This window comes from Nocardia brasiliensis (assembly GCF_042691675.1).
GTDB classification, from domain to species: domain Bacteria; phylum Actinomycetota; class Actinomycetes; order Mycobacteriales; family Mycobacteriaceae; genus Nocardia; species Nocardia brasiliensis_D.
In genome coordinates, this window is sequence record NZ_CP170507.1 from 8,416,675 (window position 1) to 8,429,943 (window position 13,269).

Here is a 13,269-nt window from a genome sequence, read left to right on the forward strand (position 1 = left end):
GTTAACGGCGCGGCAACCGGTACCCGCCACTTCCTCCACAGCGGCGAGCCTGCGCTACTCCGCCTTTTTGCGCCCGGCCAGACCGCGCCACGCGAGATCGTCGAGCAGGTCGACGGCCTCGGCGACCTCGATGCGGCCGCTGGCCACCCGGTCGGCGATGGCCTCGCCCGCGCCGATCACGGCGGCCGCGACGATGTCGAAGTTGGTGCCGGGCTCGGGGTGTTTGGCGCTGGATTCCAGTAGCTTGGCGGTCAATTCGATGACGCGCTCGCGGGCGTTCTCGATCTCCGAAGCGAATGCCTGCTGGCCGATGGCCTGCCGGTAGAGCACCTGCCAGGAGCGTCGGTTGCGGTCCACGAAGCCGAGGAAGCCCTCCAGCGCGACCCGCACCTGCTCGTGCGGCGTGAGCTGCGGGTTGCCTGCGGGCACCACCGATTCGATGAAGCGAAGTCCCTCGCGCTGGATGCAGGCGCGGAACAATTCGTCCTTGGAGCCGTAGTACAGGTACAACATCGGCTTGGATATTTTCGCCTCGGCGGCGATGGCGTCCATCGACGTATCGTGGAAACCTTTCCGCGAGAACACCTCGACGGCGGCATCGAGCATCTGCTGCTCACGAACCGCCCGAGGAAGTCGCTTCGTTCCGCCCGCCATCCACTCTCCTACCGCATGGTGAAGTTCATATATTACTCCAAGGTAAGTTCCGCGGGTCGGATTTGCTCACCAGTCGCGGGAACCGTGCCTCAGCCGTCGCCGGAACCGGGCCTCAGCAGCGCGGAAGAGCGCCCTTGAACGCGGCCATCCGCAGCACCGACGCGTCGACCTGGGCGGCGGGCAAGCGTCCCGCCGACACGGCCTGCTCCAGCTGATCGAGCACGCTTGGCACCGCGTCGGTGGTGATCCACAGCGCGTTGTCGGCACCGGCGACCAGCGCGGCCTCCACCGCGTCCGCGATGGACAAACGGTTGGTGATCGCGGCCATGCCGCCGAGGTCATCGGTGAAGATCGGCCCCTGGAACGGCGCGGCGCCGTAGTCACGGCCCTCGCGCAGCAGCGTCATCACCTGCGGGCTGATGCTCGCGGGCACGTCAGGGGTGGTCAGGCCGGGAACGTCGAGGTGGCCGACCATCACGCCCGCGCCGGAATCGATCAGGGCACGGAACGGGACGAGATCGACGGTCTGCAGGTCGGCCAGCGGCGGCGTGCGGACCGCGCCCCGGTGCGAATCGCCGGAGGCGGAGCCGTGGCCGGGGAAGTGCTTCAGCACCGTGCCGACACCGACCTCACGCATGGCCCGAAGGTAGGCGTCGGCGTATTCGGTGACCACGGCCGGATCGTCGGAGAAGGAACGGTCGCCGATGACGGAATCGTCGGGCTGGCTGCTCACATCGACGTCGGGGGCGAAGTTCACCGTCACGCCGAGGTCCTTCAGTTTGCGGCCCCTGGTCAGTGTCTCTTGATAGAACTGTTCGGCGGACATGGCGGGCACCGTCGCCCTGGCCGAGAGCGCCTCGCCGATCAGACTCCGCACCCGGGAGACGCGGCCGCCTTCCTCATCGATGGTCACCATGAGCGGCACCTTGGCCGTCTGCTTGACCTGGTCGAGCTGGCCCGTGCTCAGCAGCGACAGGTCGGTCCAGCCGCCGACGAATATGCCGCCCACCTGTTCGGTGCTCACCACATTCGCCGCGTCGGCCTGACCGGTGATACCAACTGTCAACAGCTGCGCCAACTTCTGCCGCAAGGTGAACTGGGCGAGGTACCCGTCGGTGCACGCCTTTTTCCCGGATGTGGTTGCCTGCGTGGACGATTCGGAGGTCGACTCGGGAATCACCGGTCGCGCTGGCGCGGAGTCGCTGCCACCGCCGGACGAGCAGGCGGTCGCGACGGCGGCCAGCACGGCGAGCACGAGCAGGGGCGTCTTCCGCATGGAAGTAAACCGTACTGATCGCGCGCGGCAGCGGGTAGGCCGGGCTCGGCCAGGGTAGCCTTGTTCAATAGCCGTGAGTCTCCCACCAGGAGGTCATCGTGCCCTGCGATCTGATGCTCATTGCCTACGACGGGTCCGAGAACGCCAAGCGGGCCATCGAATACGCCGGGCGGTTCCTCAGTGCGAACAGAGCGATCGTGCTGACCGCGTGGGAGCCGATGGTGCGGCAAGCCGCCCGCCTGTCCGGGTTGTCCGGCGTGATGCAGCCGGAATGGGTGCCCGACGAGGAGATCGAGGACGTCGCCTACGTAGACGCCCGCACCATCAACACCGAGGGCGTCCGGCTGGCCAAACTCGCCGGACTCAATGCCGAGGCGCGCACCGCCGAATGCACGACGACCATCTGGAACGCCATCGTCGAATGCGCCGACGACCTGGACGTCGACATCATCGTCGCGGGCACCCGAGGCGCCACCGGCATCCGCGCCCTCCTGCACAGCAGCGTCGCCGACGCCGTCCTCAAACACTGCCACCGGCCGGTCCTCATGGTCCCGCCCGGCAAAGAACCCGCCCCCAAAGCGGGTTAGCGGCCACGTGCCACGCACCCGAGGCGCGACTGAGATCTGGATCGCTCGGCGGGTTGGGGTGCGGTGCGCGGAGTTAGGGTCGAGGGATCATGGATGGATTCCTGCTTGCTCAGCCCGAGGGGGTTGTTCGGGCGTTCGGTAGCCGGGTCGCCTTCGATGCGGCCGGGCGCGCGGCGGCCGCGCTACGGGATGGCAGCGCGGAACTGATTGTCGGGGCGCTGCCGTTCGATCCGCGGCGGCCCGCCGCTCTCAGCGTGCCCGAACGCGCGCAACGCACGGTGGGGCCGTGGCGGCCCGCGGCGCTGCCCGAACTGCCCGCCGTGCAGTTCGTCACCGAAATCCCCAGTGCCGCCGAACATATCGCGCGAGTGACGAAACTGATCGAGCAGCTCGACGATCCGGCGCAGCCGCTGCGCAAGGTGGTCGCGGCCCGGTCGGTGCTCGCCGAGGCGGCTGCCGCGCTGGAGCCCGAGCTCGTCGCGGCCCACTTGCTGACCCGGCATCCACACGCGAATGTGTTCGCGGTGGACCTGACGCCGGCCGGGCGGGTCGGCGCGACGCTGGTCGGTGCCACACCCGAGGTGTTGATCGCCCGCCATGGCGACACGGTCACGCTGCGTCCGCTGGCAGGCACCTTGCCACGCCTCGCCGACCCAGCCGCGGACGCGGCCCAGGCCCGGGAACTGCTGGCCAGTGCCAAGAATCGCGACGAACACGCGTTCGTCATCGAGTGGATCCGGGAAAAGCTCAGCCCGGTCTGTGCCGAACTCTCCATCCCCGACGGACCGGAACTGATCAGCACGCACGAGGTATGGCACCTCGCCACCCCGATCACCGGACGACTGCGCGATCCAGCGACCACGGCCCTCGACCTCGCGCTGCTGCTGCACCCCACGCCCGCCGTCTGCGGCACCCCGACCGACCTGGCCCTCGACACCATCGCCGATCTGGAGGAAGACCGCGGCTTCTACGGTGGCGCCGTCGGCTGGTGCGACGCGTCCGGCGACGGCGCCTGGGTGGTCGCCATCCGCTGCGCCGAGTTGTCGGCCGACGGCCGGACCGTGCACGCCTACGCGGGCGGCGGCATCGTCGCCGCCTCGGACCCGAAGGCGGAACTCGACGAGACCACCGCCAAACTCCGCACTCTCCTCGGCAGCCTGAATTGCGTCATCCCGGCGCATTGATTCGCGTGTGAGCACCGCCGCAACCGCGGTACGCACTGGCTATCGCCGGGAATCGACGGGCTGAACGCACCGAATACGGGAGCGGGCTGCTAGGTTGACCGGGAATGTGCCTGCATCGATGTATTGGAGTGCCGCAATGAAGTTTGCTGTTCCTGGTGTTGCGAGTGCTGTCGGCGGCGCCGTACTCGGCGTGATCGCGGTGCTCCTCGTCACGGTGGCGGTGCAGCAGAACTCGCGTCCGGACATCGACCGCAGCGGCGACAAGGACTCCTCGTTGCTGAACAACGTCGAGTACGGCAGTCGCTGAGCCGCTGACCCCCGCTTCACCCGCCGACTCGCGCGAACCCGCCGCGGCGTCGCGGCGGCTCCTTGCGGCCTCGCGCATCCGCGGCTCGCAAGCGCCGCTGGGTAGACGCTGGTTCGCGGGCACCGTGCTCGCGGCGTTTCTGCTGACCTTCCTGCAGGCACCCGGCCGCACGGTCGCCGACACCAAATACGACCTGGCGCAGAACCCGCTGGGATTCCTCGAACGCGCCAGCCACCTGTGGAGCAGCCAGGCCCCGATGGGTCAGGTACAGAACCAGGCCTACGGCTACTTCTTCCCGCACGGCGCGTTCTTCTCGCTCGGCCATCTGCTCGGCCTGCCCGCCTGGGCCACCCAGCGGATCTGGTGGGCACTACTGCTGCTGGCCGGCTTCTGGGGCATCATCCGGCTCTGCGAGACCCTCGGTATCGGCACCCGAGGCTCCCGCATCATCGCGGCCATCGCGTTCACGCTGTCTCCCCGCGTGCTGACCACCCTCGGCTCCATCTCCTCGGAAACGCTGCCGATGATGCTGGCGCCGTGGGTGCTGCTCGCACCGGCCGCGCTCGGCATCCGCTATCGCAATCGACGGCGCACCGTCGATCTGGGCCACGCACCCGACGCCGCACCTGGTCAGGCCCGTTCGGGACGCGCGCGCCGCGGTGGCGCGGAATCGGCCGCCGGAAGCGCGCTGGCGTTGGCGTTGATGGGATCGGTGAACGCGGTCGCGACGGTCGCCGCGTTTCTGCCCGCCTTCTTGTGGTGGGCCTCGTATCGTCCGAACCGCCGGTGGTGGCGGTTCACCAGGGCCTGGGTTCCGCTGCTCGTGCTGGCCACCTTCTGGTGGGCGGTGCCGCTACTACTGCTCGGCAAGGTGAGTCCGCCGTTCCTGGACTACATCGAATCCTCCGGAGTGACAACGCAATGGGCGTCGCTGGCCGAGGTGTTGCGCGGCACGGACAGCTGGACACCGTTCGTCTCGCCGGAGCGCATCGCGGGTGCGGTGCTGGTGACCCAGCCCGCGGCGGTGCTGGCCACCGGGCTGCTCGCCGCGGCGGGCATGGCGGGGTTGGCGATGCGGTCGATGCCGTACCGGGGGCGGCTGACGCTGATCCTGTGTGTCGGGCTGGTCGGCATCTGCGCCGGATATGTCGGTGAGCTGGGCGGGCCGTTCGCGGAGTCGGTGCGCGTCTTCCTGGATTCCGGGGGCGCGCCGCTACGCAATGTGCACAAGCTGGAACCGCTGATCCGAATTCCGTTGGTGCTCGGCCTCGCTCAGCTACTCGCCCGGGTGCCGCTGCCTGCCTCGGTGCCGATGCCGGTGTGGCGCAGCGCGTTCGCACATCCGGAACGGGACCGGGTGGTCGCGGTGGCGGCACTGATCCTGACCGCGCTCGCCCTGTCCACCTCGCTGGCCTGGACCGGCCGGCTGGCCCCGCGCGGCGCCTACGACCAGGTGCCCGCCTACTGGCAGCAGACCGCGGACTGGTTGGTGCACAACGCCGCCGACACGCGCGCGCTGGTGGTGCCGGGGGCGCCGTTCGGCAGTCAGGTGTGGGGACTGACGCGGGACGAGCCGTTGCAGGCGTTGGCGAGCACGCCGTGGGCGGTCCGCGATGCCGTACCGCTGAACCCGCCCGGCACGATTCGCGCCATGGATTCGGTGCAGCGGCTGATCGCCGATGGCAGGCCGTCGACCGGCCTGGCGGCGACGCTGGCCGGGCAGGGCATCGGTGTTCTGGTGTTGCGCAACGATCTCGACCCGGAGACTTCGCGTTCGACGCGCCCGATGCTGGCGCACCGCGCGCTCGACGGTTCGCCCGGCCTGACGAAGGTGGCCGAATTCGGTGCGCCGATCGAGCCCGCCGTCATCGCCGAGGATCTGGTCGCGGACGGCGATCTGCGGCCGCCGTACCCGGCGGTCGAGATCTACCGGGTGCAGGCGCCGAAGCCGGGCACGCCGACCGAGGTGCGCAGCGGAACCGGTGCGCCGCAGTCGTTCCCCGGCGCGTACACGGTGCCGCTCGACGCGGTACCCGTCGTACAGGGCGGGCCGGAAGTACTCGAACGGCTGCACCGCGACCCTGGCACCACCGACACTCCCGCCATGCTCGCCGCCGACGCGACCCGGGCCGGACTGCCGGTCGGGCCCGTGACGGTCACCGATACCCCGATGGATCGGGAGACCGACTTCGGTCGCGTGGACAACCACAACTCCGCGGTCCGCGCCCCGGACGACGCGCGCCGCACGCACAATCTGGTGCGTGACTATCCGGTGCCCGGCGCCGACCTGGTGCGTGGGGAATGGTCGGGGGCCACCATCACCGCGTCCAGTTCGGCCGCCGACGCCACCCAGCTCGGCGGTGCCGCGCCGGGCAGCTCGACCGCTGCCGTCGTCGACGGCGACCCGGCCACGGCGTGGATCAGCAACGGTTCCGAATCCGCGCTGGGGCAATGGCTTCGGCTCGACCTGGCGAAACCGGTCAACGCCGGGCAGCTGAGCTTCCACACCAGCGCGGCCGCCATCGGCGACCCGGTGAAGTGGGTCGAGGTGCGTACCGCGAACGGCACCGTGACCACCCGGATCCCCGAACCCGGTGCCCAGGTATCGGTTTCGCTACCCGCGGGCAAGACGCAGTGGGTCACCATCACCGCCATCCGCACCGAAACCGGCAAGCGCGGTGGGCAGTTCGGTATCAGCGAGCTCACCCTGGACGACTACTCCGTCCGTGATCAGCCGGTCCGTGTCGATATCCGGCACCGGACCGTGCTGCCGCCGACACCGGCGGGCGCTCAGGTCCGCGGATGGGATCTCGGTCAGGAATTCCCTGGGCGCAGTGCCTGTTTCGACGCGCCGGACCGGGTGCGGTGCAGCAAGGCCCTCGGCTTGGCGCCGGAGGAGCCGGGAACCTTCCAGCGCACGCTTTCGGCGCCCGAACCGATGGCCGTCACGCCCGAGTTGACCGTCCGGACCCGGCAGGGTCCCGCGTTGGAGGCCCTGCTCACCGACCACGACCGCCCGGTCGCCAGAGGCAAGGCCGATGTCGGAGACCTGCGCGGTGCCGCGTTCGCCGCGACCGATGGCGATCCGCGCACCAGTTGGACCGCGCCGGAGGACTCGGTGCGGGTGCCGACCGGCGCCAAGCCGACACTCACCATCGAACTGCCCGAACCCGCCTTGGTGACCGGGCTGGAGTTGACGCCGTCGCTCGGTGGCCTGCCTGCCGAGCCCACCTCAGTGGTGGTCGATCTCGGTGACGGTCCACAGGTGCGGGAGTTGGACCCCGGCAGTCCGGCCCGAGTCTCGTTGCACCCCTATGTGACCGATCGGATCGAGCTCAGCATCCGGACCTGGCGGCCGGTGCTCGACAAGACCGCGCTCGGGTTCGCTCTTTCGCAGCCGCCGGGCCTGGCCGAGGTGACGGTACTCGGCCCGGACTACCCGGCACCAGCGGCACTCGACCGGGAAATCACCGTCCCGTGCGAAATTGGGCCCACCATCAATATCGACGGGCAACTGCTGCGCACCACGGTCACCGCCACCGCGGACGAACTGCGCTCCGGTGCACCGGTTCCCGCGCGTGTCTGCCCGAACGGCTTCTTCCCGAACGATTCCGGGGAGCTGACGGTGCCGCGGGGGCGCGCCGATGTCACCGTCGGGCCCACCGATCTGTTCTTCGTCGACCGACTCCGCCTCGACCGCGCCGGACCCACCGCCCCGATCCAGTCCGCGTCCGGAACCCGGGTTCTGGTACTGCCCTTGAGCACGAACGTCGGCTGGCGCGCAACGACTTCCGACGGACGCACACTCGAGCCGGTCGTCATCGACGGCTGGCAACAAGCCTGGCTGCTTCCACCCGACGCGACGGGCCCGGTCACCGTCTCCTTCCCGATCGACCGCTGGTACCGGCTCGGCATCTTCGGCGGGCTCCTCCTACTTCTGCCCCTGCTGTTCCTGGCCATCCCCCGCCGCGCCCGCTCCGCGAAACCGGTTGACTCCGAGCCGAATACCACGCCGGAGCAGACCGACTCGGCAGTGGAGGGCTCGTTCGAAACCGCCGTCGAGCCGGATAACGGTGCCGCAGAACCGGATAACGCTGGCGGCGGATCAGATTCGGCCGTCGGCGATCCGGACTCCACTGGCGGCAGCCCGGATTCCACTGGCGGCAGCCCGGACTCCACTGGCGGCAGCCCGGACTCCACTGGCGGCAGCCCGGACTCCACTGGCGGCAGCCCGGATTCCACTGGCGGCGACGCGGATTCCGCGCCACGAACCTGGGGTACCCGCTGGCTCGGCGTAATCGGCCTAGCGGCAGCGGTGACGGTGATCGCAGGCCCGGTCGGCACCGCCATCACCGCGGCCGCACTCACCGCCGTCCGCTGCTATCCACACCTCGCGCCGAGAGCGTTGGTCGTCGTGGCCGGCGTGGGCACGGCACTCTCGGCGGCAGCACTGTCGACCGGCCCGTGGCGTGCTTCCGGTGGCTACCTGGGTGGTTCGCTGTGGGCACAGCTGCCCGCCTTGCTCGCCGTGATCGCGGTAGGCATCGCCGCGCTACCACCAGCTGGACCATTCGGGCTGCGCCGCAACACACCTCGTTGATAATGTGACGCCGCGTGAGCGAGCGTCAGCGAGGGAACCGAAAATACAGCGCGCCGTCGCGCACGACGGAACCGAGCGCTAGCGAGGTGGAGTCGTGAGCGAATGTGCCGAATGCGGTTTCGTCTATGACCTGACCCGCGCGACCGACGTGGCGCCGCTGGCCAGGGAGCATGCCGTGGAATACGCGGACCTGCTGCTCACCGATTCCCCGAAGCTACGGCGACGACCGCGAGCCGAGGTGTGGTCGCCCCTGGAGTACGCCTGTCACATGCGGGATGTCCTTCTCGTGCAACGGGAACGTGCGCTGGCCGCCCGGCGGATGACGACGCCGGAGGCCACGCCGATGGGCCGTGACGAGCGGGTCGAGCACGACGGCTACGCGGACCAGCGACCCGCCGACGTCGGCCGCCAGATCAGGGATGCCGCACAACTGTTCGCCAATGTGCTCGAACGCCTGAGCGGCGACGACTGGGAACGGACGCTGATCTTCCCCTACCCCGAGCCGCGGGAACAGTCGCTGCGCTGGCTGGCGGTGCACACCCTGCACGAGCTCCGGCACCATCTGCTCGACATGCATCGGCAGCTGGATACCTGACCCGCCTTCGCTCGGCTCACGGCGCCGCGAGCCGGTTGTCCTCGTCGAATTCCCGCACCGGCTTCGCGTGGTCGCGACGGCGCGTCCACTGGCGCACCGGTTCTTCGACCAAGGCGTAACTGGCGGCCGCGATGGGCAGCGTGAACGCGATCGTGAGGATCAGGACGTATCCGAAACTCCCACTGAACGGCAGGATCCCGAACACCGGGAACACCACCCACAGCACCGCGAGGTGCCAGATGAAGATCCCGTAGGACCAGCGCCCGATGGTCGCGGCGACCGACGATTCAAGCCACCGATGCGGCCGGGACGTATCACCGAGCACCAGCGGGGCGAGCAGCGCGAAGCCGATGATCGCGCCGAGCGCCATCTTTGCCGCGTACTGCCACGGTTCGGCATGCGTCAGTCCGGCGGGCCCGCCGATATCGGTTGCCGAGACCAGGAAGAAGATCAGCGCGATGCTCCACATCAGGCGTTGATTACCCATGAGCCGCCGCCACTTTGATAGCTGTCCGCTATCAAAAGAGAGTTCGGCCAGCACCATTCCCATCGCGAACCACGGCAGATAACCGGGCAGCCAATTGTCGGAATGAATCGCGTCCGGCGTCGGCACCGGAATGAAGTTCCAACCCAGGCACACGACCGCTAGGCCGAGCAGCACCGGCACCCGCCGGCGGGCGGCCGCCCCGCGCAACCGCACCACCGCGAACGCCAGCAACGGCAGCACCAGATAGAAGGCCACCTCGACCGAAAGACTCCACATCTGGGTCAGCCCGTCGGTCAGCGTCAATGGCACGAACACTTGCAGCAGCGCCAGATTCGACACCCATACCCGCAACGACGCCGTCCCGGCCGCACTCGGCAGCAGCACCAGCACCGCACACACCACCACCCAATACGCGGGCAGGATGCGGGCGGCGCGATGCCGCAGGTAGTAGCCGAGCGACGGCGCGCTGCCCAACCCGCGCGCCGCGGCGGCATGCGGGCGCCACAGCAGAAAACCGGAGAGCGCGAAGAACACCGCGACCGCCATGTCGAACCGGCCCCACACTCGGCCAAGCACCGGGGTGCCAGCGGCTCCGGTCTGGAACGCGACGTGCGTCAGCAACACCCCGAGGGCGGCCATTCCGCGCATGCCTTCGAGCGCGGGCAGAAAGCCGCGGGAGCGGGCCGATTCGGTCGCCGGGGCGGCGGCAGCGGCGGAGGTAGGCAATGTCGCGGTCATCGGACTCCAGTCTGCCTTGCCAATTCTCAGGTGATAACTCCGTGTTTCACATTTCGCGCTAAACTCGGGCGATTTCTCGGCCTTTTCCGGCCTCGGCGCCGCATGGTACGTCACCGGACTGTTAGTGTCGGGGCTCACGAGTGCCGCGGGAGGCCCGCCGTACTCGCCGGAACGACCCTGTTCTACGACGAGGAGAGTTTGCATGGCACTGAGTGCCGGAACCAGAAGGACGGTGGCCTGCCTGCTCGTGGGTCTCGGCGCGTTGCTGATTGTCGCCGCGCTGCTGATCCCGACCTACACCGTCGGCAAACTGGCGAAGACTCCTCTCGATCTCGAGATCACCACCATCGCGACCAACCAGCCGGGCGAGGAAAGCTTGGTGCTCGACTCCAAGTCGCTCACCGCCCCGGAGGGTGCCGCGAAGATCGACTCGAACGTGCCGCTGGTGTCGCAGCGCTTCCTCACCGTCGAGGAGCCCTCCGATGCCGACGAGATGACCGTGCAGGCGGGTCAGACGCTGCGCCGCATCGACAAGCAGGGCGACACCGGCCTGCTCACCGCGACCATCGACCGGGTCACCATCGACCGCAAGACCGGCGAGCCGGTCGACAAGAACCCGAACGGTTCGATCGCGGTCACGGTGAACAAGGAGCTGCAGCCGGTGGCCGACCCGGTGCAGCACACCGGTCTGCAGTACCGGTTCCCGATCGGCACCGAGGCGAAGACCTACCCGTACTTCGATCTCAACGCGCGCAAGACCTTCGACATCAACTATGTCGGCGAAGCCGAGATCAACAACATGAAGGTCTACCACTTCCAGCAGACCATTCCGGCGACCAATCTCAACGATGTGGTGCCCGCGCCGACCAACAAGCTGACCTTCCCCGCCGCCAAGTGGGGTGTGCCCGGCGAAGGCGACATCACCATGTCGCGCTGGTACACCAACACCCGCGACGTGTGGGTCGAGCCGGAGACCGGCACGGTGATCAAGGGCGGCGAGCAGCTCCATCTGTACTACGCGCGCTCCGGTGACAAGCCGGAGGTCACCGCGCTGAAGTCGCACATCGTGTTCGACGAGAACACCATCGAGTCGCAGATCGCGGTGGCCAAGGAGAACATCGACAAGCTGTCGCTGTACGGGCGGATCATGCCGATCGTGCTCGGCGTGCTCGGCGTGATCGCGCTGATCGTCGGTGTGTTCCTCGGGGTGCGCGGTGGCGGCTCGACGCCCGCACCGGCGCGCAGCGGCGGACCGCTGAGCCAGCGTCCCGGCGGCACGGCACCGGCCGGCGGTGGTTCGCGTCGAGTGGACAATGATCCGCCGACCGAGCAGATCAATATCACCAAGCCTTGAGCTAGCTGACGAGTTCGGCCCCCTGGTCAATGACCAGGGGGCCGTATTCTTTTCCGCGCTCGGTCTATTCGGCCGCGGTCTGCTCGATGTCGTCGCACATCAGCGAAACCTCGTGGCTCGGCCGTCAGCGCGGCGAGGCTAACGAACGGTCGCGGTCGGCGGTGCGCAGGACGACTACCGCGACCACAATCGTCGTGACGGCGGCGACGGAAGCGACGGTGGTGATGAGCGCCGGGATAGAGCGGGCGAACGAAACCATCAGCGTCACTTCGACGGCGAGGCCGAGCCAGGTCAGGGTGGCGAGGGCGGTGCGGTCCACCGCGATGGCGGAAAGCATCGCGCCCTGCAAAACCGCGAGGATCGCGCCGTGCAGGGCGAACAGCCAGAGCAGCCCTTGAATGGGGGCGTAGTCCTGGCCTGCCAGCAGTGGGGCGAGCGGCGCGGCGAGGGCGGCGCAGAGCACGGCGACGAGACCGATGCCGGACAGCACCGCGAGCGCCGATCTGATCGCACGCGCGGAGTGAGTCGGTTGGGCCATCCGCGGATACAGCACGACACCGACCGCTTGCGGTAGCCAGAACGCGATTTTCGCGGCAATGGTGCCGAGGGCGTAGCGGCTGGCGTCCGCGTCGTCGAGGACCATCCGGACCACGATCAGATCCGTCGAGGACAACGCCATCAACGCCGCCTGCACCTGTGCGGCCCGCAGCACCGGCAGCACGCCGATCGTTTGGACGACCTCGTCCTCGTCGGTGGCACCGGTACGGGCCCGTGATGGCGGCGACCCGGCGACGAACCGGCCGAACACCGCGGCGACCGCGATACCCAGCGCCGCGGCGCACAGCGCCAGCGCCGCGCCGCCACCCGCGGCGAGCACGATGAGCGCGGGGGCGACCCGGGCAATGCCCGCCGCGCCGAGCACCACGCCCAATGCCCGAAACCGCCTGCCGCCCTGCAGTACTCCCTGTTCGCCGGAGAGCAGTACCAATGCGGGCGCGGCACCGAGCGCCGCCGCGCAGGCGGCAACACCGACGTTCAAGGCACTGGTCACCACCGGCACCAGCGCCGCCACGACCACCGCGACAATCACCGCGCACCGCCACTGCAAGCCGCGCAGCGCCGCGGCGCTCGCGCCCCGGACCAACTCCCTGGCCACCACGTTCTGCAAGGCCAGCGCGGGCACCGCACACAACAGCTGCACCGCGAGCAAGCTCGCGAACTCGCTGTACCCGGACACCCCCAGCCACCGCCCGGCCAGCAATTGCAGCAGATATCCCGCCACGTTGGCGGTCATCGCCCCCGCCGTCACCAACGTCAGATCCGCCACCACAGGAAAACGACGGACCTCAGACACGCGTGTCATCGTCCCACCCCGCCGCCACCAGCGCCGTCCCGCCCCGCCGCAGGCCCAGATCACCGGGCTTCGGCACGGTGCACCGGCCGTATACCCCCTGTGGACCGTGTGGAAGGTCGGCGGGTCGCGGCTG

At 69.0% G+C, this 13,269-nt stretch carries 10 protein-coding genes; 6 read left to right on the top strand and 4 right to left on the bottom strand.

Features of this window, described 5'->3' with window-relative positions:
• Positions 1–54 precede the first annotated feature (54 nt).
• Entirely contained in the window at positions 55–654 is a 600-nt protein-coding gene (locus tag ACFK0J_RS38830; protein WP_107653283.1) for a TetR/AcrR family transcriptional regulator, read from the bottom strand.
• Positions 655–766: 112 nt separating this feature from the next.
• The gene (locus ACFK0J_RS38835; RefSeq protein WP_378734745.1) at positions 767–1,930 is read right to left on the bottom strand and encodes a glycoside hydrolase family 3 N-terminal domain-containing protein; all 1,164 of its coding nucleotides are present in this window, start codon (positions 1,928–1,930) and stop codon (positions 767–769) included.
• Positions 1,931–2,028: 98 nt separating this feature from the next.
• On the opposite strand from ACFK0J_RS38835, the gene ACFK0J_RS38840 reads away from it, so the two are divergent.
• The 5 genes from ACFK0J_RS38840 (at position 2,029) to ACFK0J_RS38860 (ending at position 9,203) form a co-directional block, all read left to right on the top strand.
• Positions 2,029–2,517 (top strand): universal stress protein, encoded by a 489-nt coding sequence (locus tag ACFK0J_RS38840; RefSeq protein ID WP_378734747.1) that lies wholly within the window; start codon positions 2,029–2,031, stop codon positions 2,515–2,517.
• Positions 2,518–2,606: 89 nt separating this feature from the next.
• Complete coding sequence (locus ACFK0J_RS38845; protein WP_378734749.1) at positions 2,607–3,701, top strand: isochorismate synthase MenF; 1,095 nt, start codon at positions 2,607–2,609, stop codon at positions 3,699–3,701.
• 136 nt (positions 3,702–3,837) lie between these two features.
• Complete coding sequence (locus ACFK0J_RS38850; RefSeq protein ID WP_083894819.1) at positions 3,838–4,008, top strand: DUF2613 domain-containing protein; 171 nt, start codon at positions 3,838–3,840, stop codon at positions 4,006–4,008.
• 76 nt (positions 4,009–4,084) lie between these two features.
• Positions 4,085–8,608, top strand: a complete 4,524-nt coding sequence (locus tag ACFK0J_RS38855; RefSeq protein WP_378743318.1) for an alpha-(1->3)-arabinofuranosyltransferase family protein — start codon at positions 4,085–4,087, stop codon at positions 8,606–8,608.
• Positions 8,609–8,756: 148 nt separating this feature from the next.
• Positions 8,757–9,203, top strand: a complete 447-nt coding sequence (locus ACFK0J_RS38860) for a DinB family protein (RefSeq protein ID WP_378743320.1) — start codon at positions 8,757–8,759, stop codon at positions 9,201–9,203.
• 16 nt (positions 9,204–9,219) lie between these two features.
• Here ACFK0J_RS38860 and ACFK0J_RS38865 read toward each other — a convergent pair whose 3' ends face one another.
• The gene (locus ACFK0J_RS38865) at positions 9,220–10,428 is read right to left on the bottom strand and encodes an acyltransferase family protein (RefSeq protein WP_378734751.1); all 1,209 of its coding nucleotides are present in this window, start codon (positions 10,426–10,428) and stop codon (positions 9,220–9,222) included.
• 202 nt (positions 10,429–10,630) lie between these two features.
• Between ACFK0J_RS38865 and ACFK0J_RS38870 the strand changes: the two genes are divergently transcribed.
• Positions 10,631–11,782: a DUF3068 domain-containing protein gene (locus ACFK0J_RS38870; RefSeq protein ID WP_378734753.1), complete on the top strand. Its 1,152-nt coding sequence runs from the start codon at positions 10,631–10,633 to the stop codon at positions 11,780–11,782.
• Between the two features lie 124 nt (positions 11,783–11,906).
• Here the strand turns inward: ACFK0J_RS38870 and ACFK0J_RS38875 are convergent, their stop codons facing one another.
• Positions 11,907–13,145 (bottom strand): polysaccharide biosynthesis protein, encoded by a 1,239-nt coding sequence (locus ACFK0J_RS38875; RefSeq protein WP_378734754.1) that lies wholly within the window; start codon positions 13,143–13,145, stop codon positions 11,907–11,909.
• Between the last annotated feature and the right edge of the window lie 124 nt (positions 13,146–13,269).

Coding starts and splice junctions, on each gene's coding strand:
- ACFK0J_RS38830 (WP_107653283.1), bottom strand. CDS start 654: ATGGCGGGCGGAACGAAGCGACTTCCTCGGGCGGTTCGTGAGCAGCAG.
- ACFK0J_RS38835 (WP_378734745.1), bottom strand. CDS start 1,930: ATGCGGAAGACGCCCCTGCTCGTGCTCGCCGTGCTGGCCGCCGTCGCG.
- ACFK0J_RS38845 (WP_378734749.1), top strand. CDS start 2,607: ATGGATGGATTCCTGCTTGCTCAGCCCGAGGGGGTTGTTCGGGCGTTC.
- ACFK0J_RS38850 (WP_083894819.1), top strand. CDS start 3,838: ATGAAGTTTGCTGTTCCTGGTGTTGCGAGTGCTGTCGGCGGCGCCGTA.
- ACFK0J_RS38865 (WP_378734751.1), bottom strand. CDS start 10,428: ATGACCGCGACATTGCCTACCTCCGCCGCTGCCGCCGCCCCGGCGACC.
- ACFK0J_RS38870 (WP_378734753.1), top strand. CDS start 10,631: ATGGCACTGAGTGCCGGAACCAGAAGGACGGTGGCCTGCCTGCTCGTG.
- ACFK0J_RS38875 (WP_378734754.1), bottom strand. CDS start 13,145: ATGACACGCGTGTCTGAGGTCCGTCGTTTTCCTGTGGTGGCGGATCTG.